Origin of the sequence: Isoptericola sp. BMS4, from assembly GCF_011634835.1 — a bacterium.
Taxonomy (GTDB): Bacteria; Actinomycetota; Actinomycetes; order Actinomycetales; family Cellulomonadaceae; genus Isoptericola.
The window spans coordinates 28,636-53,070 of the sequence record NZ_SIRP01000001.1 but is presented as its reverse complement, the minus strand read 5'-3'; the positions used below and the strand labels follow the sequence as shown (position 1 = coordinate 53,070).

At 76.2% G+C, this 24,435-nt stretch carries 22 protein-coding genes; 11 read left to right on the top strand and 11 right to left on the bottom strand.

Going from position 1 to position 24,435, the window contains the following annotated elements; translation table 11 throughout:
* Positions 1-57 precede the first annotated feature (57 nt).
* Positions 58-849: a deoxyribonuclease IV gene (locus tag EYB28_RS00230; protein WP_166843847.1), complete on the bottom strand. Its 792-nt coding sequence runs from the start codon at positions 847-849 to the stop codon at positions 58-60.
* A 41-nt stretch (positions 850-890) separates the two neighbouring features.
* Here EYB28_RS00230 and EYB28_RS00225 point away from each other — a divergent pair, with 41 nt between their 5' ends.
* Both EYB28_RS00225 and EYB28_RS00220 read left to right on the top strand, forming a co-directional pair.
* Positions 891-1,598 carry a response regulator transcription factor gene (locus tag EYB28_RS00225; protein WP_240930315.1) on the top strand — a complete coding sequence of 236 codons (708 nt, stop codon included), beginning with the start codon at positions 891-893 and terminating at the stop codon, positions 1,596-1,598.
* A complete protein-coding gene (locus EYB28_RS00220) occupies positions 1,595-2,821 on the top strand; it encodes a HAMP domain-containing sensor histidine kinase (RefSeq protein WP_166843845.1) in 1,227 nt (408 codons plus the stop codon). Before EYB28_RS00225 ends, EYB28_RS00220 begins: the two co-directional genes overlap by 4 nt.
* On the opposite strand, the gene EYB28_RS00215 is transcribed toward EYB28_RS00220, so the two are convergent.
* Genes EYB28_RS00215 through EYB28_RS00205 form a run of 3 tightly spaced genes read right to left on the bottom strand, consistent with a single transcriptional unit; the run spans position 2,751 to position 5,523 of the window.
* Positions 2,751-3,551, bottom strand: coding sequence for an FAD:protein FMN transferase (locus EYB28_RS00215; RefSeq protein ID WP_166843843.1), 801 nt, complete (start codon positions 3,549-3,551; stop codon positions 2,751-2,753). The two genes, EYB28_RS00220 and EYB28_RS00215, sit on opposite strands and share 71 nt — an antisense overlap.
* A gap of 5 nt (positions 3,552-3,556) precedes the next feature.
* Positions 3,557-4,120, bottom strand: coding sequence for an FMN-binding protein (locus EYB28_RS00210; protein WP_166843841.1), 564 nt, complete (start codon positions 4,118-4,120; stop codon positions 3,557-3,559).
* Positions 4,117-5,523: a ferredoxin reductase family protein gene (locus EYB28_RS00205; RefSeq protein ID WP_166843840.1), complete on the bottom strand. Its 1,407-nt coding sequence runs from the start codon at positions 5,521-5,523 to the stop codon at positions 4,117-4,119. The genes EYB28_RS00210 and EYB28_RS00205 overlap by 4 nt, the downstream gene beginning before the upstream one ends.
* A gap of 65 nt (positions 5,524-5,588) precedes the next feature.
* Here EYB28_RS00205 and EYB28_RS00200 point away from each other — a divergent pair, with 65 nt between their 5' ends.
* The gene (locus tag EYB28_RS00200) at positions 5,589-6,416 is read left to right on the top strand and encodes a hydroxymethylpyrimidine/phosphomethylpyrimidine kinase (RefSeq protein ID WP_166843838.1); all 828 of its coding nucleotides are present in this window, start codon (positions 5,589-5,591) and stop codon (positions 6,414-6,416) included.
* Positions 6,417-6,489: 73 nt separating this feature from the next.
* Positions 6,490-7,152: a hypothetical protein gene (locus tag EYB28_RS00195; RefSeq protein ID WP_166843835.1), complete on the top strand. Its 663-nt coding sequence runs from the start codon at positions 6,490-6,492 to the stop codon at positions 7,150-7,152.
* Here the strand turns inward: EYB28_RS00195 and EYB28_RS00190 are convergent.
* Together EYB28_RS00190 and EYB28_RS00185 are read right to left on the bottom strand one after the other, a co-directional pair.
* Entirely contained in the window at positions 7,149-7,790 is a 642-nt protein-coding gene (locus tag EYB28_RS00190) for a hypothetical protein (protein ID WP_166843833.1), read from the bottom strand. The two genes, EYB28_RS00195 and EYB28_RS00190, sit on opposite strands and share 4 nt — an antisense overlap.
* Before the next feature lie 55 nt (positions 7,791-7,845).
* The gene (locus EYB28_RS00185; protein WP_166843831.1) at positions 7,846-8,388 is read right to left on the bottom strand and encodes a hypothetical protein; all 543 of its coding nucleotides are present in this window, start codon (positions 8,386-8,388) and stop codon (positions 7,846-7,848) included.
* 153 nt (positions 8,389-8,541) lie between these two features.
* On the opposite strand from EYB28_RS00185, the gene EYB28_RS00180 reads away from it, so the two are divergent.
* From EYB28_RS00180 to EYB28_RS00155, 6 genes are all read left to right on the top strand, one after another.
* Positions 8,542-9,222, top strand: a complete 681-nt coding sequence (locus tag EYB28_RS00180) for a YceI family protein (protein WP_166843829.1) — start codon at positions 8,542-8,544, stop codon at positions 9,220-9,222.
* Positions 9,212-9,715 (top strand): sigma-70 family RNA polymerase sigma factor, encoded by a 504-nt coding sequence (locus EYB28_RS00175; RefSeq protein WP_166843827.1) that lies wholly within the window; start codon positions 9,212-9,214, stop codon positions 9,713-9,715. The genes EYB28_RS00180 and EYB28_RS00175 overlap by 11 nt, the downstream gene beginning before the upstream one ends.
* Entirely contained in the window at positions 9,712-10,458 is a 747-nt protein-coding gene (locus EYB28_RS00170) for an anti-sigma factor (RefSeq protein WP_166843825.1), read from the top strand. The genes EYB28_RS00175 and EYB28_RS00170 overlap by 4 nt, the downstream gene beginning before the upstream one ends.
* A 150-nt stretch (positions 10,459-10,608) precedes the next feature.
* On the top strand, positions 10,609-13,278 hold the full coding sequence (locus EYB28_RS00165; protein ID WP_166851426.1) for a phosphoenolpyruvate carboxylase: 2,670 nt from the start codon (positions 10,609-10,611) through the stop codon (positions 13,276-13,278).
* A gap of 172 nt (positions 13,279-13,450) precedes the next feature.
* Positions 13,451-14,623, top strand: a complete 1,173-nt coding sequence (locus EYB28_RS00160) for a macrolide family glycosyltransferase (RefSeq protein WP_240930314.1) — start codon at positions 13,451-13,453, stop codon at positions 14,621-14,623.
* Between the two features lie 87 nt (positions 14,624-14,710).
* A complete protein-coding gene (locus EYB28_RS00155; RefSeq protein ID WP_166843823.1) occupies positions 14,711-15,391 on the top strand; it encodes a VOC family protein in 681 nt (226 codons plus the stop codon).
* Between the two features lie 8 nt (positions 15,392-15,399).
* Here the strand turns inward: EYB28_RS00155 and EYB28_RS00150 are convergent, their stop codons facing one another.
* The 5 genes from EYB28_RS00150 to EYB28_RS00130 form a co-directional block, all read right to left on the bottom strand.
* Positions 15,400-16,380, bottom strand: coding sequence for a 5'-3' exonuclease (locus EYB28_RS00150; protein ID WP_166843821.1), 981 nt, complete (start codon positions 16,378-16,380; stop codon positions 15,400-15,402).
* Positions 16,381-16,429: 49 nt separating this feature from the next.
* Positions 16,430-17,485, bottom strand: coding sequence for a sigma-70 family RNA polymerase sigma factor (locus EYB28_RS00145; RefSeq protein WP_166843818.1), 1,056 nt, complete (start codon positions 17,483-17,485; stop codon positions 16,430-16,432).
* A gap of 38 nt (positions 17,486-17,523) precedes the next feature.
* Positions 17,524-19,890: a SpoIIE family protein phosphatase gene (locus EYB28_RS00140; protein WP_240930313.1), complete on the bottom strand. Its 2,367-nt coding sequence runs from the start codon at positions 19,888-19,890 to the stop codon at positions 17,524-17,526.
* 25 nt (positions 19,891-19,915) lie between these two features.
* Positions 19,916-22,894, bottom strand: coding sequence for a helix-turn-helix transcriptional regulator (locus EYB28_RS20510; protein WP_304599227.1), 2,979 nt, complete (start codon positions 22,892-22,894; stop codon positions 19,916-19,918).
* 110 nt (positions 22,895-23,004) lie between these two features.
* Positions 23,005-23,421, bottom strand: a complete 417-nt coding sequence (locus EYB28_RS00130; protein WP_166843814.1) for a hypothetical protein — start codon at positions 23,419-23,421, stop codon at positions 23,005-23,007.
* 279 nt (positions 23,422-23,700) lie between these two features.
* Between EYB28_RS00130 and EYB28_RS00125 the strand changes: the two genes are divergently transcribed.
* Entirely contained in the window at positions 23,701-24,405 is a 705-nt protein-coding gene (locus EYB28_RS00125; protein WP_240930312.1) for a hypothetical protein, read from the top strand.
* Positions 24,406-24,435 lie beyond the last annotated feature (30 nt).

The following is a 24,435-nucleotide window of genomic DNA, read 5'->3' as shown; positions in this document are numbered from 1 at the left end:
GTGACGGTCGCTACCCGGGCGGGTGGCGACCGTCACGTCGTCCTCGGCGGCCTTCCCTCAGGACGTGAGACGCTCGCGCAGCCAGGCGATGTCCGGGCCCATGTCGCCGTGCGTCTCGCAGACGACCGGCGCCCCGGCGTCGGCGATCACGCCCGTGAGCAGCCCGGGCGGGATCTGGCCCTCGCCGAAGTGGGCGTGCCGGTCGGCGCCGGAGCCCGCGGAGTCGCGGGAGTCGTTCGCGTGCACGAGGTCGATGCGCCCCGTGATGGCGCGGACGTCCGCGGCAGCGGTCGCCAGGTCGATGCCGCCGGCCCAGGCGTGGCAGGTGTCCAGCGTGACGCCGACGTTCTCCGCGCCGTTCGCCTGCATCACCGCGGCCCAGAGCTGCTCGATGCGCTCCAGGTGCCGCGCCATGGCGAAGTCGCCGCCGGCGGTGTTCTCGATGAGCACCGGGACGTCGGTCTCCAGCGAGTCGATGGCCTTGCGCCAGTTGTCGAACCCCTTGGCCGGCTCGTCCTTGGCGGTGACGTGGCCACCGTGCACGACGACGCCCTTCGCCCCGATCTCCTCCGCCCCGGTCATGATCTGCTGCAGCAGCTTGCGGCTCGGGATGCGGATGCGGTTGTTCGTGGACGCGACGTTGATGACGTACGGCGCGTGCACGTAGACGTCCAGCCCCGCCTCCGCCGTCTCCGCGCGGAACGCCTCCGCACCCCCGGGGTGGGCGAACGGCGTGATCTTCCACGCCTGCGGGTCGGACAGGAAGACCTGCACGACCTCCGCCCCGATCTCCTTCGCCTGCGCCACCGCGTCCGACGCGTCGACGTGCGCCCCGATCCTCACGCTCATGGCGACCACCCTACGGGCCGCCCCCGACGCACAATGGGGCCGTGGCCGCATCCGACCCCGCCCGCGGCGGGCCCCGCCCACGAGTCCTCGTCGTCGAGGACGACGCGGAGCTGCTCGGCATGCTCGCGGAGCTCCTCGAGACCGAGGGGTACGACGTCGACACCGCCCGGGACGGGCAGCGTGGCCTGCACCTGGGGCTCACGCGCGAGCACGACGTCCTCCTGCTCGACCGGGGTCTCCCTGCCGTCGAGGGGCTGGACCTGCTGTCCCGGTTGCGGGGGAGGGGCGTCCGGGCGCCCGCCCTCGTCCTCAGCGCGCTCGCCAACCCGGCGGACCGCGTGGAGGGGCTCGACGCCGGCGCCGAGGACTACCTCGGCAAGCCGTTCGACGTCGCCGAGCTCGTCGCCCGGCTGCGGGCCCTGCGCCGCCGCGCCGCGGACCCCGGCGGCCCCCTCGACCGCGCCGACGCGCTGCGGGTCCCCGGCGGAGTCCTGGACGTCCCGGCACGCAGGGTCCGCCTGGACGACGGCCGGCAGGCCGACCTGTCGGCGCGCGAGGCCGATCTCCTCGCGCTCCTCGCACGTCGTCCGTCGCGCGTCTGGTCCCGGCAGGAGATCCTGGGCGAGGTGTTCCCCGAGTCCCGCGACGGCGGCACCGTCGACACGTACGTGCACTACCTGCGCCGCAAGCTCGGACGGGCCGTCGTGACGACCGTGCACGGGCTCGGCTACCGGCTGGGCGCCGGATGACGCGCGCCGTCCTCACCGACGCCGAGCGGACGCTCCTGCGCGGCACGTCGCGCCGCCTCGGCCTCCAGGTCGCCGCGGTCGTGCTGGCGTGCGTCCTGGTGGTCGGGACCACCGTGCTGGTCGTGGTCTCGCGCAGCCAGTCCGCCGCCACGGAGCGGACGCTGGCGAGCGCCGTGACGTCGCTCGACGACGTCGACGACGCGCCGGACGGGACGTGGCTCGCCGTCGCCGACGCCCGCGGGCTCAGCGTCGGCCAGGACGTCCCCGACGGCTTCCCGCAGACCGACGCCCTGCGGCGGGCCGCCGCCACGGGTGGCGAGGTGCGCACCACGCTCGACGTCGAGGGCACGACCGTGCACGTGCTGACCTCCGCGTCCCGCGACCGGGTCACGCAGGCCGCCGTCGACCCCGGACCGTGGCACGAGGAGCGTGAACGGCTGCTGGTGGCCCTGGCGCTCGCGGGCTCGCTCGGGATCGTGCTCGCGGGCGGTGCCGGGGTGCTGCTCGCCCGCCGCGCCCTGCGGCCCACGGTGGAGGCGCTGACGATGCAGCGGCGGTTCGTCGCCGACGCCGGGCACGAGCTGCGCACCCCCCTGACGCTGCTCAGCACCCGCGCCCAGCTCCTGCGCCGCCGGCTGGACGCGGCCGACCCGCCGGACGACCGGGCCCGGGCGGATGCCGCCGGGCTGGTGGCGGACACGGCGGCCCTGGGGGCCGTGCTCGACGACATGCTCGTCGCGGCGGACAACCGCTCGGTCGACCGGGTCCGTCTCGACGTCGCCGCGCTCGCGTCCGAGGTCGTGGAGTCGGTGCGCGCCGCGGCGGAGGCCCGCGGTATCGCCGTGGCGCTCGAGGTCGACGGCTCGACCGGGGCCGACGTCGTGCCCACGGGCGTGCGCCGCGCCGTCACCGCCCTGCTCGACAACGCCGTGGACCACGCGGCCACGCGGGTGACCGTACGGGTCGAGGGGACGCCGGACGACGTCACGGTCCGGGTGCGCGACGACGGACCGGGGCTGCCCGCCGACGGGCGCGACCCGTTCGCGCGCTTCGCTTCGGGCCGTCGTCACGACGGCGACGGGGCCGGGCGCCGGCACTACGGCCTCGGGCTCGCGCTCGTCGCGGACGTCGCGGCGAACCACGGGGGCGAGGTCAGGACCGTCGAGCCCGACGACGGCCGGGGAGGGGCGCTGCTGGTCCTGCGGCTGCCGCGACGTCGGTGACCACCCGCCCGTCGGGCCGCACCTCCAGCGCCCAGGCCGCCCCGTGCCGGGTGGCCCAGGCGCCGCCGCCGGCACCCCGGGCGAACGCCGCCGTGGCGAGCACGTCCGCGGCCGTGAGGTCGCCCGCCACGACGGTCGCGGACGCCAGGCCGTGCGCGGCCGCCCCGGTGCGCCCGTCCCACACGTGCGGGCCGCGCTCGTAGGCGCCGGACGTCGCGACCGCGCCGTCGACGACCCGCACGACGGCGACCTGCCGGTGCGGGTCGGCGGGGTCGCGGACCGCGACCGTCCAGGGCGTCCCGGGTTCGGGCTCGCCGCGCACGACGACGTCGCCGCCCGCGTTGAGGCACAGGTCCGTGACGCCGCGTCGTCCGAGCAGGTCGGCCGCGCGCTGGACCGCCCAGCCCTTGACCACGCCGTCCGTGTCGAGGAGCCCGTCCGGGCCGACGGTGCGGAACGCCCCGCCGGAGTCGCGCTCCGCCGCCCGCGCGACGGCGAGGACGGCGCGCATGTCGGTGGAGACGTCGTCCTCGGTGAGCACCCCGCGGCGCAGGGCATCGAGCTCCGACCCCGGGACGTGCCGGCTGAAGCGGCGTTCCGCCGCGCGCAGCAGGTCGAGGGCGTCGGCGACCGCTGCCCTCGCGGCGCCGGGGTCCTCGGCCGCCAGGCCACGACGGGCCGGTAGGTGCAGGCTCGTCGGCACCCCCATCACCACCGCCAGCTCGCGCACGGCCGTCACCCCTGCCGGCTGTCGATCGCGGACTGCACCGACTCGCGGTAGCCCTCGGACGTGTAGGTCGCGCCGCTGACCGTGTGGATCTGCGCCGACTGGGCGTCGAGCACCTCCTGCGCGAGCTCGGGGGCCGCGTACGCGTTGATCTGCTCGCTCTCCGGGTGGCCGCCGGGCACCTGGACCGTCTGCACGTCGACGATCCGCGAGCCGTCGAACGTCACCGTCACCTGGACGGGACCGTAGCGCGTCTGCGCGACGTCGCCGGCGACCGTGACCTCGGAGCTCGTCGTGGTCGACGAGCCGCTCGTGTCCGACGGCCCGGAGCCGCCCGTGCTGCCTTCGCCGTCGCTGCTCCCGGTGGACGGCGAGCCGGTGCCCGAGGACCCCGTGCCGCCGGACGTCGTGCCGGTGGCGCCCGGCGTCGTCCCGGTGGCCGTGCTGCCGGTCCCGGTGGCGGCGGTCGTCGCCTCGTCGGCCGGCACCAGCCCGAACCGGGCCACGGCGGCGACGCCGATCGCGGCGAGGCTGCCGACGTAGATCAGCGTTCCTCGGAATCGTGCGGTCATGACAGGCTCAGCTCCTCGTGGTGGACGGCGCTGCGGGGCACCCCGAGCGCGGAGGCGGACCGGCGTACGGTGTCGACGAGTCCCGGCGGGCCGCAGACGAACACCTCGCGTGCGGCCACGTCGGGCACGAGCCGGCGCAGCGCCGTCGCGGACAGGGGGTCGTACCCGAGCTCCGCGCGCCGGCCCGGCAGCGCGACGTACCGCTGCCCGGGGACGGGCGCCATCTCGTGCCCGAGGGCGAGCTCGTCCGCCGTGCGGGCACGGTGCAGCACCACGACGTCCTTGCCGCGACGGTAGAGCTCCTCGGCCAGGGCCCGGATCGGGCCGATCCCCGCGCCGCCTGCCACGAGGAGCACCCGCGCGGAGCGCGCGCGGTCGGCCGTCGTGCGCCCGAACGGGCCCTCCAGCAGCACCCGGGTCCCGGGGCGCAGGCCACGGGCCCCGGACGAGTGGTCGCCGAGCGCGCCGATCGTGAAGCGCAGCAGCCCGCCCACCGGCGGCGCGGAGAGCGAGTACGGGTGCGCCGTGCCCAGGTGCCCGCGGGTCAGGAAGCGCACGAGGAAGAACTGGCCGCCCTGGCCGCCGAGGGCCGCCACCCCGGGGCCCGAGACCCAGACGCTCGTCGTGGTGGGCGTCTCCGGCACGACGGCCTGCACGCGCCCCAGGTGGTGGCCCAGCCGCCACAGGGGCTGGGCCACGCGCCACGTCACGATCGCGGCCGCCGTCGCCACGTACAGCCCCGTCCACACGGCGCGCGCCACCGGGGACGCGACGAAGTGGGTCCCGGCGGCGAGCTGGTGCCCGAACGCCAGGTAGACCCCGGCGTACACCGTCAGGTGCACCGCGTACCAGGCCTCGTACGACAGGTACCGGCGCAGCAGGCGGGCGCTGGTCGCCCCGACGGCAAGGAAGAGCGCGGTGCCGACCACGGCGGACAGCAGCTCGGGGCGGGTACGGACCAGGGTGAGCGTCTCGGCCCAGGGTGTGGCGGCGTCGAGCATCGCCCCGCCGACCACGACGAGCACCACGTGCGTCGCGACCAGCAGCACGACGCTCGCGCCGAGGTTCCGGTGCCAGGCCACCAGCCGGTCCATGCCCACGGCGCGCTCGAACCACGGCACCCGGGCCACGAGCAGCAGCAGTGCGCACACGAGGAACGAGGCGAGCAGACCCGCGAGGTCGCCGGCGCCGCTGAGCGCCTCGCCCGGTCCGCCCGCCACGGGGGCGGCGCCGGGCCACCAGAAGGCCACGACGCCCGCCGCGCCCACGACCAGGAGGAGGCGCAGCAGCACGGAGCCCGGGGCGTGTCGTCGTCCGCGCGGCACGACGGGCGCGGCGCGGTGCGCGGGGCCGGTGGGGTCCGTCGGGCCGGGTGTCGCGGCCCGGGGAGTGGTGACGCTCATGCAGCCAGCGTCCGCCGCCGTTCTTGGAAACTTCTCGGAACCGGCCCGTCGTAGGCTGTGCCCCCATGAGCACCACGCCCCCGCTCGCGTACGTCATCGCCGGGTCCGAGGCCACCGGCGGCGCCGGCATCCAGGCCGACCTCAAGACCTTCCAGCAGCTCGGCGCCTACGGCGTCGGCACGCTGACCTGCATCGTCTCGTTCGACCCGAAGCACGACTGGGGCCACCGGTTCGTGCCGGTGGACCCGCAGGTGATCGCCGACCAGGTCGAGGCGGCCACGGCGACCCACGCCCTCGACGTCGTCAAGGTCGGCATGCTCGGCACCCCCGACACGATCGACGTCGTCGCCCGCGCGCTCGAGGCGCAGCCGTGGCGGCACGTCGTGCTCGACCCGGTGCTGATCTGCAAGGGCCAGGAGCCCGGCGCAGCCCTCGACACCGACACGGCGCTGCGCGAGCGGGTGCTGCCGCTGGCCACCGTCGTCACCCCGAACCTCTTCGAGGCGAAGACCCTCGCCGGCATGGACGAGATCGCCTCCGTCGACGACCTCGCGGAGGCGGCGCGCCGCATCCACGCCAAGCTCGACACCGGTCAGGGCCGCCGCTACGTGGTCGCCAAGGGCGGCGTCGAGCTGCCCGGCCCCGACGCCGTCGACGTGGTGTTCGACGGCGAGGACGTGACGATCCTCGCCGCGGCCAAGGTCGGCGAGGAGCGCGTCTCCGGCGCCGGGTGCACGTTCGCCGCGGCGATCACGGCCGAGCTCGCCAAGGGCGCGACCGTCCCGGACGCCGTCCGGGTGGCGAAGGACATGGTCACCGCCGGCATCGAGGAGCGCGTGGCCGCACGCACCCCGTTCGACACCGTGTGGCAGGGCGCGTACGCGGCGTCCTGACCTCGCGTCCTGACCCGACCGGGGGCCGCGCGCCCGCCAGGCGCCCCGGCGGGCGCGTTGCTACGTTCCTCGGGTGTTCTCGGACTGGAGACGCCGCCGCGCCGCGCGGCGGGTGAAGCCCGGCGACGGGCACCCCCTGCCGCGCTTCCGGTGGTGGCAGCCCCTCTCCCGCTCGCTGCTCCACCTGCGCCTCGCCGGGCCGGACGGGCCGGAGACGTGGTCCGTCGACGTCCGCCTGTGGGGCGACTCGGACGACGGCGAGGTCCGTGCCCGCCTGTACCGCGACGGCGTCCACCACGCCACGTCGAAGCTCCCGGCCGAGCTCCCGGTGACCGGCGGCGTGGTGCAGGTGGCGGCCAGCAGCTACGGGCTGCGCCGCTGCCACTACGTGGCCGACGACGGGACGGAGCGGCAGCTCGCTCCGGACCCGGCGTCGGCCGAGGGCCGCCGTGCGCGGCTGGAGCGCCGTCGCCCGGGCCTGAGCCGCGCCCTCGGGGCGGTGTCCGTGGCCGTGCTCGTCGTCGCCCTGGTCCTCGGCGTGCCCCAGATCGTGGAGCAGGTCTCGGCCATCCCGCCCGTCGCCGACCGGTTCGGCACCTTCGTCTCCCCGGTCCGGCTCGCGCCGTCGCTCAACGTCGCGCTCGTGGTGGCCACGCTCCTGGCCAGCACCGAACGTGCTCTGCGGCTGCGCTACCACTGGCTCCTCGACGGCGGGCTCTTCGAGGGCGAGGACTAGTCACCGTCGGGGTCCAGGGACGGGAGGCGCAGGCCCAGCAGGGCGCCGAGCACCGCCCCGGCGAGGGCGCCTGTCAGGGTGCCGGTCCCGATCACCGCGGCGAGCGGCCAGCCCTCCGCGGGAGTGGTGGCGCCCGCGAAGATCAGGGCCATCGCAGGGATCCAGGCGACGGCGTTGGCCCCGATCCACCGCCACGGGTGCGGCACCTGCCGGCGCAGGGTGGCCGCCTGGGCCGCGCCGAGCAGCGTGCCCAGCACCGCACCGAGCGCCGCGCCCCCCGCGATCACCAGCCACGCGGGAGGGCCGGCGCTCTCGTCCGCGGCGCCGGCGAGCGCCGCGGGGGCCGACGCCCCGGCCCATCCGAGGCCCGCCACGACGACGGTCGCCGCGACGTAGCCCGCGGTGCGCAGCCGTCGCCGCCACGCGCGCAGCCCCGTCGCCTGCGCGAGCCCCAGCGCCGTGCCCTCCACGAGGCCGCCCGCCGTCACCAGCGCGAGCGCGACCACCGTCTCCCCGGGGGTGGAGGGCTCTCCGACGGTCGCCGTGGACAGGCGCGCGGCCGCGGCCGCCGCGGACATCCCCACGGCTTCCGCGGCGGCGCAGAGCACCATCCACGTGCCGACCGGCGCACCAGCCACGCGACCTCACCGTCCGGGGCTTCACCGCCCCCGGACTCCAGGCTGCACCCGGCCGTCAGTACCCGCCGCCCGAGTCGGACGCCTTGGTGACCTCCGCGCCGTCGTGCGCGACCACCCACCAGACGTCGTCGACGCCCTGGCCGGTGACGTCGCCGGGCCGCGCGTCCTGGGCGTAGAGGTAGAGCGGGCGGCCGTCGAGCGTCACCTGGAGCTCGCCGTCGTTGCCCGTGATCGTGCCGACCTCCGCGGTGACGCCGTCGACCTGGGGGTCCTCGCCGTCCGCGTGCACCGGCGGCCACGCGGCGAGGCAGTCGTCCGTGCACGCGCTCTCGCCGGACCCCGGCTCGTCGTTCGAGAAGTAGTACACGGTCATGCCCTCGCCGTCGACGACGATCTCGCCGAGGTCGCTGTCCGCCGTGGCGAGCGTCGCGTCGGACGCGGTCCCGCCGGGCTCCTCGTCCGCGCCCCCGCCGCCGTACCCGCCACCGGGCCCGCCGTCCGAGCACGCCGCCAGCGCGCCGGCGAGCGTGCACGCCGCGGCCAGCGCGACGGCCCGCCGGGCCCGGATGCGCCGGAGCGTGGTGCTGCTGCCTCGCATGGTGCCTCCTTCGATCGGTGCCCTCTCCCGGTACGACGGCGCCGGTGCCCGCGCGGTTCAGGTCCGTACGAATGAACCGGACGGGCCGCTCACCCGTCGTGGTCGAGGAGAGAGCAGGGGCGGACGGCACCCTGCGCGGCGGAGGGAGCGGACGTGCGCACACGGACCAAGGTGCTGGTCGGCGCGGGCGTCGCGGTGCTGCTGGTCGGGGGAGCCGCCGCGTGGTTCGGCCCCGGCCTGTACGCGGACCGGGCCAACCGGGCGGCGGCCGACGCGCCGACGGTCGCCGCGACGGGGACGGCCCCGGGCGACCCGGCGGCGCTCGACGGCGCGTGGGTCGTGGCCGACGGGTCGTTCGCCGGCTACCGCGTGCACGAGGTGCTGCGCGGCGAGGACGTCACGGTGACGGGACGTACCGAGGAGGTGAGCGGCAGCGTCACGGTCTCCGGAGGGGCGGTCACGGCGGCTCGGGTCGAGGTCGACGTCGCGAGCGTCGCCACCGACGAGCCGCCGCGCGACGCCTACTTCCGTGGCACCGTGATGCAGGTGGGCACCTACCCGAGCGCGGCGTTCGAGCTGACGGAGCCCGTCGCGCTCACGGCGGGCGAGTCCGCCGTGACGCTGCCGGGCGAGCTGACGATCCGCGGGGTCGGCCGGGACGTCGAGGTGGACGCGGAGGTCGTCACCACGGCGTCGGGCGCGCAGGTCGTCGGGAGCGTGCCCGTCGAGTTCGCGGACTTCGGCGTCGCGGCGCCCTCGCTGGGCTTCGTGCGGGTCGACGACACGGGCGCGGTCGAGTTCTCGCTGGAGCTGGTGCGGGCGGATGGCGACTGACGAGGCGCTCCTCGAGGCGATCCACGGCGCCCACGCCGCGGCGCTGCACCGGTTCGTCGCCCGCCTCGTGCCCGACGACGCGGACGCGGAGGACGTCGTCCAGGAGGCGCTGCTGCGGCTCTGGCGGCACCCGGACGTGCTGGAGCGCCCCGAGGAGTCGGTCCGGGCCTGGCTGTTCACCGTCGCGCGCCATCTCGTCGTCGACCACCTGCGCAGCGCCCGGCACGCGCGCGAGCGCGTCGCCGAGCGGCTGCCCGAGTCGCCGGGGCCGGACGAGACGCAGGCCGTGCTCGACGGCTGGCTGGTCGCCGACGCCCTCGGCGAGCTGTCGCCCGAGCACCGGGCCGTCGTCGTCGGCGCCTACTACCGGGGCCGCAGCGTCGCGGAGCTGGCGCACGAGCTCCAGGTCCCGCCCGGGACCGTCAAGTCCCGCATGCACTACGCGCTGCGCGCGCTGCGGCTCGCGCTGCAGGAGAAGGGAGTCACGTCATGACCCCGACCGACCCGTACCGCGAGTGGGACGCCGCGTACGTGCTCGGGGCGCTCGGGCCGGCGGACCGGCACGCGTTCGAGGAGCACCTGGCGACGTGCGCGGACTGCCGCGCGGCGGTGGCCGAGCTCGCGGGGGTGCCCGGGCTGCTGCGCGGGGTCGCGCCCGAGGACGTCGTCGCGGCCGACCTCCCCGCGGTCGCGCCGGGGGAGGGCGACGTCGTGCCCCTCGACCGGCTCGTGCGCGCGGCCCGGCGGTCCCGGGCCCGCCGCCGGTCGCTGGCGGCGGTCGCGGCCGTCGCGCTCGTGCTCGGCGGCACCGCCGCCGGCCTCGCGTGGGGCGGGGCGTTCGACGGCGACCCCGGCCCTGTGCCGGCCGCCGGGTCGGGGCCGGCCGAGGGGACACGGACCGTCGACCTCGCCCCCCAGGGCGTGGCGGACGTCACCGCCACGCTCACCGCGACGCCGAGGGCGTGGGGGACGAGCCTGTCGTGGACCTGCACCTACCCGTCCGCCACGGCGACCGGAGACGGTCGCTACGACCCGGGGCCCGCGGGGGGCCCGGCGGTGTACGAGCTGGTCCTCGTCGACCGCGACGGCGGACGCACCGTCGCCGCGACCTGGACGGCCTCCGGTCCGGCGTCGGCCGGCCTGGCGGCGGCGTCGGCCGTCCCGCTCGCCGACGTCGCCCGGGTGGAGATCGGGCTCGCGGGGAGCGCCGACGCCCTCGCGGCGGCGACCCTGTGAGGAACGCCGTCGACCAGCACCGTCGCCGTTCCGGCGACCACTGTCCGGACGCAATGCACGGTTCAAGGGCAGTTCCGCTTACCCTCTAGTCCCGTGAGCGAGAACCTGGGATCCACCGGCTCGATCGAACGCGTGGTCGCACGGCACGAGATGCCCGACCAGCTGCGCGAGGACATCCGGCTGCTCGGAGGCATGCTGGGCACCGTCCTGCGCGAGGCAGGAGGGCAGAGTCTCCTCGACGACGTCGAGAGGCTGCGCGAGCTGACCATCCGCGCCTACGGGGCGGACGACGGGGGTGCGGCGCTGGCCGAGGCCGCCGACGTCGTCGCCGCCTTCCCGCTGGAGCGCGCCGAGCAGGTCGCGCGGGCCTTCACGTGCTACTTCCACCTGGCGAACCTCGCGGAGGAGTACCACCGCGTGCGCTCGCTGCGGGCCCGCGAGTCCGAGCGCGCCGCGGGCGACGTCGACGACTCGCTGCCGCAGGCCTTCACGCAGCTCGCGGAGGAGGTCGGCCGGGACGAGGCGCTGCGCCGCCTCGGCGAGCTCGAGTTCCGTCCCGTCCTGACCGCGCACCCGACCGAGGCGCGCCGCCGCGCCGTCTCCGGCGCCGTCCGCCGCATCTCCGGCCTGCTGGCCGAGCGTGACATCCTGCGCCCGGGCGGCACCACCCTCGCGGAGAACGAGCGCCGCCTGCTCGCCGAGATCGACACCATGTGGCGCACGTCGCCGATCCGCGAGAAGAAGCCGTCCGTCATCGACGAGGTGAAGACGGCGATGGGCGTCTTCGACGCCACGATGTTCCGCACGTTCCCCGAGGTGTACCGGCGCCTGGACGACTGGCTGCTCGACGGCGACGCCGGGCACACCGCGCCCGTCGCGCGCCCGTTCGTGTACCTCGGCACGTGGATCGGCGGCGACCGGGACGGCAACCCGAACGTCACCGCCGAGGTCACCCGCCAGGCCGCGACCCTGGCCGCCGAGCACGCCCTCACCGCGCTCGAGGCCGCCGCCCGCGAGACCGGCCGTCAGCTCACCCTCGACGACGACGGCACTCCCGCGTCCGCGGACCTCAAGGCGCTGTGGCAGCGGATGCGCCAGCTGTCCGACGACCTCACGACGCAGGCCTCGGCGGACTCGCCGAACGAGCCCCACCGGGCCGCCGTCCTCGCGATCGCGGGCCGTGTCGCCGCGACCCGCCGCCGGGACGCCGACCTGGCCTACGCCGTCCCGGAGGAGCTCGTCGCCGACCTGCGGGTCGTGCAGGCCTCCCTCGAGGAGGCCGGGGCGCCGCGCGCCGCGTACGGCGACCTGCAGCGTCTCGTGTGGCAGGTGCAGACCTTCGGGTTCCACCTGGCCGAGCTCGAGGTCCGGCAGCACTCGCAGGTGCATGCCGCGGCGCTCGACGAGATCGCGGAGAAGGGCGTGCACGGCGACCTGTCGGACCGCACGCGCGAGGTGCTCGACACCTACCGCGCCCTCGGCGCCGTGCAGAAGCGGTTCGGCCAGCGTGCCGCCCGCCGGTACATCGTGTCGTTCACGCAGGCGCCCGAGCACCTCGAGGCCGTCTACCGGCTCGCCGAGCTCGCGTTCGACGGCACCGACGACGCGCCCGTCGTCGACGCGATCCCGCTCTTCGAGACCTTCGACGACCTGGAGAACTCGGTCGACATCCTCGAGGCCGCGCTGGAGTTCCCGCAGGTGCAGCGCCGGCTCGCCGAGAACGACCGCCGCGTCGAGGTCATGCTCGGCTACTCGGACTCCTCGAAGGACGTCGGACCGGTCGCGGCGACGCTCGCGCTGCACTCCGCGCAGGAGCGCATCGCGCAGTGGGCGGAGCGGCACGACATCACCCTGACGCTGTTCCACGGCCGCGGCGGCGCCCTCGGCCGCGGCGGCGGCCCCGCGAACCGCGCGGTGCTCGCGCAGCCGCCGCACTCCGTGGACGGCCGGTTCAAGCTCACCGAGCAGGGCGAGGTGATCCTGGCTCGCTACGGTGACCCGACCATCGCGGCGCGGCACATCGAGCAGGTCGCCGCGGCCACGCTGCTGGCGTCGGCCCCCACGGTGGAGAAGCGGAACGCGGAGGCCACCCGCCGGTTCGAGCCGCTCGCGTCGTCGCTCGACGCGTCGTCGCGCGCCCGGTTCCACGGGCTCGTGAAGTCCGAGGGCTTCCCGCAGTGGTTCGCCCAGGTGACGCCGCTGGAGGAGGTCGGGCTCCTGCCGATCGGCTCCCGGCCCGCCAAGCGCGGCCTGTCGGTCAACTCCCTCGACGACCTGCGCGCCATCCCGTGGGTGTTCTCCTGGTCGCAGGCGCGCATCAACCTGGCCGGCTGGTTCGGCCTCGGCACCGCGCTGCGGGAGCACGGCGTGCGCGAGGGCGGCCTCGACGAGCTGCGTGCCGCGTACCGCGAGTGGCCGCTGTTCACCACGCTGCTGGACAACGTCGAGATGGCGCTCGCCAAGACGGACGAGGGCATCGCCGCGCAGTACCTCGCGCTCGGCGACCGCGACGACCTCGCGGACATGGTGCTCGAGGAGCTGCGCCTCACCCGCGAGTGGGTGCTGCGCGTGACGGGCAACGAGTGGCCGCTGGCGAACCGCCGGGTCCTCGGCCGGGCCGTGCAGCTCCGCTCGCCGTACGTGGACGCCCTGTCCCTGCTGCAGGTGCGGGCGCTGCGCGCGCTGCGTACCGAGGGCGCCAGCGAGGGCATCACCACCGACTCCGGCACGTGGGTCGACGGCGGGTACAAGGACCGCTGGCGCCACCTGCTGCTGCTCACCGTGAACGGCGTCTCCGCGGGCCTGCAGAACACCGGCTGACACCCCGGCCCAGCAGTGTTGTGGGCGCGAGTTTGGCGCTATTTCGGAGGAAATAGCGCCAAACTCGCGCCCACAACGCTCTCGGACGGACAGCAAATGCGCTGGCCACGGCGGTCGGGCTGCGGAAAGGATGGGGCCGACGCCGACCCCGACCGCTCTGGAGTGATCCCGCATGCCTCGCCCCGCCCACGTCGCGATGGTCGGCATCCCCGCCGTCAGCCACGTCCTGCCCAGCCTGGAGATCGTCCGCGAGCTCGTCGCACGGGGGCACCGGGTCACGTACGCGAACGACCCGCAGGTGACAGACCTGATCAAGGCCACCGGTGCCGAGCTCGTCCCCGTCACCTCCACGCTGCCGGTCGCCGACAACGACTGGCCCGAGGACCCGATCGGCGCCATGGAGACGTTCCTCGACGACCAGATCCAGGCGTTGCCGCAGCTGCGCGCCTTCTACGACGACGACCCGGCCGACGTCTACCTGTACGACATCGGCGGGTACTCCGCGCGGGCCCTGGGCGAGTCGCAGGACCGGCCCGTGCTGCAGCTGTCCCCGACCTTCGTGGCCTGGGAGGGCTACGACCAGGAGGTGGCGGCGCCGCTGTGGCAGCTGCCCGGGGCCGACGCGTACCGCGAGAAGTTCACCCGCTGGCTGGCCGGCAGCGGGGCCACGACCACCGACATGGACGCGTTCCCGGGAGCTCCGGAGCGGGTCCTGGCGATGATCCCGCGCGCGATGCAGCCGGAGGCGGACCGTGTCGACACGGACCGGTGCACGTTCGTCGGCCCGTGCTTCGACCCCCGGGCGGACCTCGACGAGTGGTCCCGGCCGGCCGGCGCGGAGCGCGTGCTCCTGGTCTCGCTCGGCTCGGCGTACACCCGGCAGCCGGAGTTCTACCGCCGGTGCCTGGCTGCGTTCGGCGACCTGCCCGGCTGGCACGTCGTGCTGCAGATCGGGAAGTACGTCGACCTGGCGGAGCTCGGCGAGCTCCCCTCGAACGTCGAGGCGCACTCCTGGGTGCCGCAGCGCGCGATCCTCGAGCAGGCGGACGCGTTCGTGACGCACGCGGGGATGGGCGGTAGCAGCGAGGGACTGCTCGCCGGCGTCCCGATGATCGCCGTCCCGCAGGCGGTCGACCAGTTCATGAACGCGGACCGGCTCGTCGAGCTCGGTGTCGCCCGCCGCCTCGACACCGACGACGCCACCGCGGAGGCGCTGCGGGCGGCGCTGCTCGAGCTCACCGCCGACCCGGAGGTCGCGCGCCGCTCCACCGAGCTGCAGGCCGCCTCGCGCGCGGAGGGCGGCACGCGGCGCGCCGCCGACGTCGTCGAGGAGCTGCTCGGCTGACACCCCTGCTGTTGTGGGCGTGAGATCTGCGGTATTCCGCCGGAAATACTGCGGATCTCACGCCCACAGCGCTCTAGGGTGGGGCGGATGAGCCTCGTGACGTTCAAGGACCTGTGCATCGACGCCACCGACGCCGCAGCGATGGGAGAGTTCTGGGCGCGCACGCTCGGGCTGCGCGCCGAGGCGCTGGACGACGGGGACGTCGTGCTGCGCGGCGACCGGCCCGAGCAGACGGTGTGGATCAACACCGTGCCCGAGCCGAAGACGGTCAAGCACCGGGTGCACCTCGACGTGCGCGCGAGGTCGCTCGACGACTTCGCGGGTGTCCCGCAGGTGTCCGAGACGGGGCGTTTCCCGTGGACCACCTTCGCCGACCCGGACGGCGGTGAGTCCTGCGTGTTCACCTACGACGACGCGCCGGCCTACCGCCTCAAGGACGTCGTCGTCGCGTGCGCGGACCACCGCGTCCTCGGAGAGTTCTGGCACGGGCTGCTGGGCGGGGTGCTCAGCACCGACGGCGAGTACTCCTGGCTGGACGAGAGCGCGGGCGTGCCGTCGGAGTCGTTCGAGTCCTTCGACTTCGTGCCGGTGCCCGAGCCGAAGACGGTGAAGAACCGCGTGCACTGGGACGTCACGCTGAACGACGGCGTCACCCTCGACGACCTCGTCGCCCGCGGCGCCACCGTGCTCCGCGCCCAGGACGACGAGATCGGCTGGACCGTCATGGCCGACCCCGAGGGCAACGAGTTCTGCGTCTTCAGGCGCTGACCCCTCCGCTACCGCGCGGCGAGGGCGGTGAGCACGCGGTCCACGCTGGAGCGGATGCCCCACCGCTCGACGAGGGCGTCGAGCGCGTCGGGGTCGGAGGGCTCGCGCGGCAGCGCGTCGTCGACCTCCGCCACGGGCGCGTCGTGCGCCACCCGGACGACGGTGGGCGCGACGTCGAGGTAGGCGGCGGCCTCGGTCAGCCTGCGGCGCTGGGACGGGGTGAGGCCGGGGGCCCCGGACTCGGCCGCCGCGCGGACCGCGTCGAGGTCGCCGAACGCGCCGACGAGCTTGGCGGCCGTCTTCTCCCCGATCCCGGCCACCCCGGGCAGACCGTCGGACGGGTCGCCGCGCAGGATCGACATGTCCGCGTACGCGGCGCCCGTGGGGACGCCGTACTTCTCTGCCAGCCGGGCCTGGTCGACGACGTCGGGGTCCCGGACCCCGCGCGCCGGGTACAGCACGCGCACCCCGGCGTCGTCGTCCACGAGCTGGAAGAGGTCGCGGTCGCCGGTGACGATGTCGACGCTCGACGGCAGGGCCGCCCCGGCCGCGCCCGGCACCGGCGCCGACGCCGCCATGCCGCGGGCCACCTCGCGCGCGGTGAGGGTGCCGATGACGTCGTCCGCCTCGAAGCCGGGCGCGCCCACGCGGGCCAGCCCGAGCGCGGCGAGCACGTCGACGATGACGGGCACCTGCGGCTGCAGGCCCTCGGGCACCTCCTCGACGTCCGGCTCGCCGTCGGGGGTGAGCCGCGCGACCCGGTGCTCCTTGTAGCTGCCGATCGCCGCCACCCGGAACGCGGGGCGCCAGTCGTCGTCCCAGCAGGCGACCATCCGGTCCGGGCCGTGCTCCGTGACGAGGAAGGCGATCGTGTCCAGCAGCCCGCGCACCGCGTTGACGGGCCGCCCGTCGGGGGAGCGCAGCGAGTCCGGCAGACCGTAGAACGCCCGGAAGTAGAGCGACGCGGTGTCCAGCAGCATGAGGCTCATGGGCCACAGCCTCTCACCCGCCCGGGGAGCGGGCCTCGCACCCGCCGCGTCAGGCCACGGGCGCAGCGGTCCGGGCGGGGGCCTCGTCGAGGCGCTCGGGCAGCCCGAAGCGGGGGAACCAGGTCGCGGTGTCGAGGAACGTGGTGATGCCGGTGATGCGGCCCTGCCCGTCGTCCTCCAGCACGGCCAGACCCCAGGGGGACCAGCCGCCGGTCGGGTCGGCGCGGTACTGCGCGTACGCCATCGACCCGTTGGCCCGCACCGGCAGGCAGCGCGATCCCCGGCACCCCGCGCCGGGCCCCGTCATCCACCGCACCACCTCGTCGCGGCCGCGCACCCACATCGTGTACGGCGGCATGTTGAGCACCGCGTCCTCGCGCAGCAGCGCGACGAGCGCCTCCATGTCGTAGCGCTCGAACGCGTCGAGGTACCGCGCCAGCAGGTCCTCGTCGACGGCGCCCCACCGCTCGGGCGCCGACGCGGCGTCGCCGTCCTCGGCGTCCGGGTCCCGGCGCAGCGCCTTGCTGCCGAGGGTGGCGCGGGCGCGCTGCAGCGCGCTGTTGACCGACGCGACCGTCGTGTCGAGCAGGGCGGCGACCTCCGCCGCCGACCAGCGCAGCACCTCACGCAGGATCAGCACGGCCCGCTGCCGGGCCGGCAGGTGCTGCAGCGCCGCGACGAACGCGAGCCGGATCGACTCGTGACCGACGGCGACGTCGGCGGGGTCGCCGGCGCGCGGCAGCACCGCGTCGTCGGGCACGGGCTCGACCCACCGCTCCTCGGGCAGGACGTCGCCGAAGTACTCCTGCTCGGCGGGCTGCGGCCCGCCCAACCCCATCGGCCGCTCGCGACGCTTCGACGAGCCGAGGTGGTCGAAGCACACGTTGGTGGCGATCCGGTACAGCCACGACCGCAGCGAGGAGCGCCCCTCGAACCGGTCGTAGGCGCGCCACGCGCGCAGCATGGTCTCCTGCACGGCGTCGTCGGCCTCGAAGCCGCTGCCGAGCATCCGGTAGCAGTAGCCCGTGAGCTCGCCACGGTACGGCTCGAGCAGGGCGCCGACGTCCGGGTCGACGTGCGCGCCGGCGGGTGCGGTGTGTGTCACGTCTCACACCGTACGACGGGCCCCCGACACTCGTCGGCTCAGGAAGAGTTCTCGTCCAGCACCCGTTCGACCAGCGGCACGGCGCCCGTCGGTGGCGTCTGCGGGGCCTGCCGCACGCGCGGCACGGCGCCGGTCAAGGGCCGCGCGCTGCGCTCGATTTCGAACCACACCGTCTTGCCCTCGACGACGCCCGAGTGGCGGCCCACCGCGTCCGACCCGTCGTGGCGCTCCACACCCCAGCGCGCCGCGAGCCTGTCCAGGAACAGCACGCCGCGGCCCGACAGGTCGTGCGGGGTGGGCTCCTGGAGCTCCGGCTCGGCCGTGCTGCCGTCGCGCACCGCGACCCGCAGGTGCCGGTCGTCCACCTCGACCGTCGCGGTGATCGGCGCCTCGCCGTGCTCCAGCGCGTTCGTCAGCACCTCGCTGGTGAGCAGCATCGCGGTGCGGCGCAGCTCGTCGTCCACGCCGCACGACTCCAGCACGTCGTCGACCCACCGCCGCGCCGGGCCCAGGTCGCTGAGATCGTCGCCCTGCACCCGCCGCTCGGCGCGCGCCGGACCCGCGGACGACGGCGGCCCCGACGGCGCGGGCACCCGCACCCGCAGCGCGAGCACGGCGACGTCGTCGCGCTGGGCGTTCCCGACCAGGCCGCGGACCAGCGCGCGCGGCACCGCCGACGTCGCCTCGCCCCTCGTGCCCGCCAGCACCCGCTCCAGCTCGGCGAGGCGCTCGTCGCTCGGCACCCCGCGCCGTTCCACGAGGCCGTCGGTGTACAGCACCAGCGTGTCGCCCGGGAGCAGCCGGGCCGTGCGGTCCGCGCGCGGAGCCGAGGGCACGACGCCCAGCAGCAGGTCCGGCGTGCCGTCGAGGCGCTCCACCGACCCGTCGCGGCGCAGGATCATCGGCGGCGGGTGCCCTGCCGACGACCAGGTGGCCGTGTAGGCGCGCTCGTGGGACGGGGCGGCCGCCTCCTCCACGGTGGGCACCGGCCCCGAGGCCGTCGACGGCGGGGGGTCGCGGTCCAGCCGGGCGACGACCGCGGTCGCCATCGCCCGGGGGCCCAGGCGCGCGTTCGCCTTGTCCAGCCGGCCGAGCAGGTCGGCGGGCGACTCGTCGTGGCTCCATGCGAGGGCGCGCAGCATCGAGCGCAGCTGACCCATCTGGGCGGCAGCGTGCACGTCGTGGCCGGCGACGTCGCCGATCATCACGAGCGCGGTCCCGTCGTCGCGGACCACCGCGTCGTACCAGTCGCCGCCGACCTGGTCCGTGCGGGCCGCCGTCGCGTACGTCGTGGCGATGTCGAGGTGGGCGACCGCCGGGGGCTCGGTCAGCAGCGACTCCTGCAGCGTCGTCGCGACGCGGCGGCGGGCCTCGAGCAGCGCCACCCGCTCCAGGGCGAGCGCCACGTACCGGCTGATCGTCGACTCCAGCGCCGCGGTCTCGGCGTCGTGCTCGCGCACGGTCGCCCAGACGCACGCGATCACGCCGATGACGGTCCCGTTCGACGACACCGGCAGGAACGAGCGGGCGCCGTCCGACACCGAGCCGACCGGCTCCATCTGGGGGTAGGCGGCGACCATCTCCGCGTGGTCCCGGAAGCGCAGCGGCAGGTGGCTGTGCACCACGTGCGTGTCGGGGCGCGGCTCGTCCAGGCGCGTGCTGCGCAGCTGCGGGGTGCCGGGCTCCTGGTGCCCGACCGTGACGAAGGTGAGGTGCCGGCGGTCGGCGTCCACGAGGGCGAGCGACACCCACCGTGCTCCCGTGCCCGTGCCGACGACGTGGGCGATCGCGTCCTCGACCTCGTCCAGCGTCGTGACGCGCGCGAAGCGCTCGCTCAGCCCGAGCAGGAACCGGGAGCGCCGGTGCGCCCGGAAGGCGACCTGCTCCGCGAGTCGGGCCCGCTCCCGCTCGGCGCGCAGGCGCAGCTCCCCGGAGCAGGCGGCGGCCAGGTCGGCGAGCGTGTCCAGGTCCGAGTCGGTCCAGGTGCGCGGCTCGGACGCCACCGCCCACAGGGCCCCGACGACGTGCCCGCGCGCGTCCTCGACCGGGTAGCCGGCGTACGCCGCCGCCAGGAGGTCGCCGATGCGGTGCCGGCCGTCGACGCGCGGGTCGTCGTCGGCGTCGTGCACCACGAGCGGCGCGCGGGAGCGCGCGACCATCGCCGTCAGGGGCTTCTCGAGGTCGATCAGCCGCCGCCGCTGGGCCTCCGCCGGGAAGCCGACCGCGCCGGGGAGCATCTTCTCGCTCCCGTCGGGGGAGAGCATGACGATGGCGGCCGCGGGCACGTCGAGGTGGCGGTGCGCGAGCCGCGCGATGCGGTCGAACACCTCGTCGGCGACGGACTCTCCGGCGCTCCGACCGTCCCGCTGGTCGGACGGGTCGCCGGCGACCTGGGTTTCCGGCACGTCGTTCAGTATGGACCCGCCGTGCTCAGACGCTCAGCAGTCCGCGCCGGTGCGCGACCGCGACGGCCTCCGCCCGCCCGGAGACACCGAGCTTCGCGAGCAGGTTCGACACGTGCACGCTGACCGTCTTGGTGGAGATGAACAGGTGCTCGCCGATCTGCCGGTTGCTCAGCCCCTGCGCGACGAGCTCCAGCACCTCCTCCTCCCGGGCCGTGAGCAGCGTGGTCGGTGCGCGTCGCACCCCGGGCAGCGGGACGCGGGCGCGGCGGGCCCAGGACCGCACGGCGTCGGCCAGCGGTTCCGCGCCCATCGCCTCCGCCTCGGCGAGCGCCTCCGCCGCCTCGACCTCGGAGGCCGGCGTGTCGCCGGCGGCGCGGAGGGCCTGCGCCCAGCGCAGCCGCGAGCGGGCGGTCTCGTACCGGTAGCCGAAGTCGAAGGCGCGCACGCAGCGCTCCCAGATCTCGGGGTCGGCGGGCTCGCCGGTGACGGCGGCACGCACGCGGGCGCGCTCGGCCTCGGCGCGCAGCAGCCAGGCGCGCCCCTCGGGCCCCAGCCGCCCGCCGCGCGGGCGCCCGCGCTCGGCGGTCTCGCGGGCCACGGCGAGCAGGTGGTCGGCGCGGGCGAGGACGGACGCCCCGGGCTCGGTGGCGGCCCCGCCGGACCCGTCCGGCGTGCCGGCCCCCGGAGCCTCGGCGGCGTCCGCCAGCGCCGCCGTCGCGAGCGCGGAGATCCAGATGCGGCCCAGGAAGAACTCCGTCCAGATCGCGCCGAGGTGGTCGGCGATCTCCTCGGCCAGGGCGGAGGCGTCGTCGTACCGCTGCGCCCAGGTGAGCGCGTCCACGAGGCAGCCGCCGGCCAGGAGCACGATCTGCCCGTCGGACTCCCAGTCCGGGCGGGTCGCCTCCGCGAGGGGCACGGCGTCGCCGCCCTCGCGCGCCACCGCGGCGTAGAGCCGGACGGCGTCCAGGTACCCGACGGCGAAGCTCGGCGTCCCCGGGGCGGTCCCGCGCGCCGCCAGGTCGCCCTGGAAGTACCGCAGGAGCTCGGTGATCACCTGCAGCTGCACGCCGTAGGGGCTCCACGTCATCCCGGTCTCCAGGGCTCGCGCGACGCCCTGCGCCGCGGTCGTGGCGGCCGGCTCCAGCTCCCCGGCGTAGAAGCGGGTGATCGTGAGGTTGTACCAGCTGCGCAGCTCGGTGGGCAGGTCGCCCGCTGCCCTGGCGCGCTCCCGCGCCGCGGCGTACCGGTCGGCGGCGGCCCGCGGGTCCTCGACCTCCAGGACGCCCAGCGTGGTGAGCGCGTGGGCCTCCGCGTCGGGGGCGCCGGCGGCACGCGCCACCTGGACCGCCCGCTCGGCCCAGCGGCGGGCCTCGTCGTCGTGGTCGACGTCGGACTCGAGGTCGAACTCGAGGTCGGTCTCGACGAGGGCGTGCAGGGCCAGCGTCCACGCGAGGTCGGGGGTGGGCACGGCCTCCTCGACCCGGCCGCCCGGGGCCAGCACGGCGAGCGCTGCCTCGGACTGGCGCCGCGCCTCGTCGTCCTCGTCGAGCACGAGCAGGGACTTCACGAGGACGTGCCGCACGCGGGCCTGCCGCTCCGGGTCGTCGTCGAGGGCCTCGACGACGCCGTGCGCCAGCTGTCTCGCGCGCGGCTCCAGGCCTGCGCTCGAGGCGGCCCCGGCCGCTTCGAGCGCGACGTCCACCCGGTCCCGGTCGAGCAGGTCCGCGGCGTCCGGCACGGACTCCCACAGCGCCAGCACCTCCTCGAGGTGTCGCAGCTCCTCGGCGGGGGCGAGGAGCCCGCGGGCCTCCACGGCGGCCTCGGCGGACGCCACGAGCGCCGCCGGCAGGTCGTGGCCGGCCCGCGCGTGGTGCGCGCGCTGCGCGGCCGAGCCGAGGGCGGGGTCCGCGGCGAGCGCCTCCAGGTAGGCCCGGTGGATCGACGTGCGCTCCCCGGGCAGCAGGTCGAGGTAGAGCGCCTCGGCGAGGAGCGCGTGCCGGAACGCGAGCGTGCGGCCCTCGACGCCGAGCACCTGCTGCGCGACGGCGTCGCGCAGCGCCTCGTCCAGGGCGCCGTCGGGGTGCAGCCCCGGCAGCCGGTCGGCGGCCGCGGCGAGGAGCGTCTCGTCGACCTGCCGGCCCGAGGCGGAGGCCAGCCGGGCGAGCTGCTGCGCGGCCGGGCCGAGCCGCTGCAGCCGGGCCTGCAGCACGTCGGTGAGCGACCACGGCAGGGTCGACGACGGCGCCCCGGCGGCCAGGAGCTCCTCGGCGAAGAAGGCGTTGCCCTCCGACCGCCGCCGCACCTCGTCGAGGTCGCGCGGGGGCAGCGGCTCGCCGTCGCGGACGGCAGTCGTGAAGTCGCGCAGCTCGTCGGCCGTGAACGGCGACAGCTCGAGGTGCTCGACCGCGCGCCGGCGGTGCAGCTCGGCCAGGAGGGGGCGCAGCGGGTGCCGCCGGTCCACGTCGTCGCTGCGGTAGGTGACGACGACCAGGAGGTGCTCCGCCCGCAGGCGCGCGACGACGAAGCGCAGGACGTCGCGGGTCGAGGAGTCGGCCCAGTGCGCGTCCTCCAGCACGAGGACGAGGGGCGCGCCGGGGCGGCCCGCGGCGGCGAGCGACCGCGCGACGCCGTCGAACAGCTGCAGGCGTTCCGCGTGCTCCGCCCCGCCGTCGGCGGCCGGGTCGAGCAGCCGGGCCAGCGCCGGCCGCTCGGCGACGGCCTCGTCCACGTCCGGGTCGCCGCGCAGCTCGGCGAGGGCCTCCGTCAGCGGCAGGTACGGGATGCCGACGTCGCCCAGGTCGACGCAGTGCGCGACGACGACGCGCGCGCCCGCGTCGCGGGCGACCTGGCCGAGGTGGGTCACGAGCCGGGTCTTGCCCACCCCGGCGTCGCCGCCGACCAGCAGCATGCCGGGCTCCCCGGCGGCGGCGCGCTCCAGCGCGCCACGGAACGTGGCGACCTCTTCCTGGCGGGCGACGAGGGGGACTCGGCTGGAGCGGCGCACACCGTGATCGTCCCACCGCGCACCGACACCCGCCGCCGGGTGGCCTGAGCCGGGCACGACAGCGGCGCCCGGGCCGTCGGGAACGACCCGGGCGCCGCCGTCGCCGCCGCTCATGCGGCCCTGCCCCCGGCCTCGGCACCGTGTCCGGCACCGTGCCCCGTGCCGTCCCCGCGCCCGGCGACCAGGCGGTGCACCCCCGTGGGCGCGCCGGTGGCCTCCGGCGTCCGGGGCGTGACCTGCGCGTCCCAGGCGCGCGCGTCGGTGCGCGCCGCGACGGCGTCCAGGACCGCGCCGAGGCCGGCGGCCGCCCGTCGGGCGGTCTCCCGCGCAGCGCCGGCCGCCGACCTCCGCGACCCCCGCGCCGCCCGCCGTGCGTTGCGGCGGGCCGTCCGCCGCGCCCGGGCGCGGTCGCGCAGCGCCCGGCGGAGGGCCGGCACCGCGCCGACCCCGCGGTAGGCCTGCGTCAGACGCTCGCGGCGGTACTCGACCTCGGCCTCCAGGCCCGGTCCCCACAGCTGCTGTCCCATGATCGTCCCCTCCGAGTGCCGCCGACCGGACGTTCCGGTCGTGGCGGCGTGGGGTCCACGCTCGTCCTGAGGTGGGGGCCGGCGGATCGGTCAGACGCCCGGTCTTCGCAGGTCGGGGGTACCTCAGACGACGTCGGGACGGGGCCGGGGAGGGGTCTGAGGTAGGGGCGGGCCCCGGCGGGCGGCGACGCGCGACGCCCCCGGTCGGCGGCTATCCGTTGCGACCTGGGTCACACCGGTCGCACACTGGGAGGACCGGATCGATACGGGGGTGGACTCGTGGCTGGATCTGTCGCAGGTGCTTTCGACGCCCTGCCGATGCTCGGACGTGGCAAGCACCGCAACCCGAAGAAGGGCGCGTGCTTCATGGAGCTGGCGTCGTTCCTCGCCGGTGAGCGGTGGAGCGACCACCCGCAGTGCACGCACCCGCTGCTGGCGATGCTCGCGCGCGCGGTCAACGACCTGACCTCCGACCGGGCACGGCCGCAGCTGGCGCCGCTGATCCCGTCGGTCATCGGGCTGACCAGCGACGACCCGCGCTGGGACGTGCGGATCGCGCTGCGCGCCGCGCAGGCCGCACTGCCGGTGGCGCCCGCGGACCGGCAGCAGACGCTCGCCGTCGCGGTCATCGGCGCCGAGCGGATGCTGGACACGCTCGACGACCGCCCCGACGGCACGCTCTCCCAGGCCAGCGTCGACGCGCTCGAGACGGCCCCGAAGACCACGGACTGGGCGTACCGGTTCTGCGAGGGCACGCGCGTGCGGCCCAAGCGGTTCGTCCGCGACGCCGCACCGTCCGTCGTCTCGACCGCCGTGCAGGGCATCAGCGAGGCCTTCGTCCCCGACGTCGACGCACGGCTTCGCGACCTGCTGCGCGGTGCGATCGAGGACGCCCGCGCCTGGGCGGGCCGCAGCGACGACGAGCCGGCGCTGCGCGAGGAGCAGTGGGAGGACGTGGTGCGGCCCGCCGCCGTCGACGCCTGACGGCGCACCGCCCCGGCGCCCCGCCCGGCC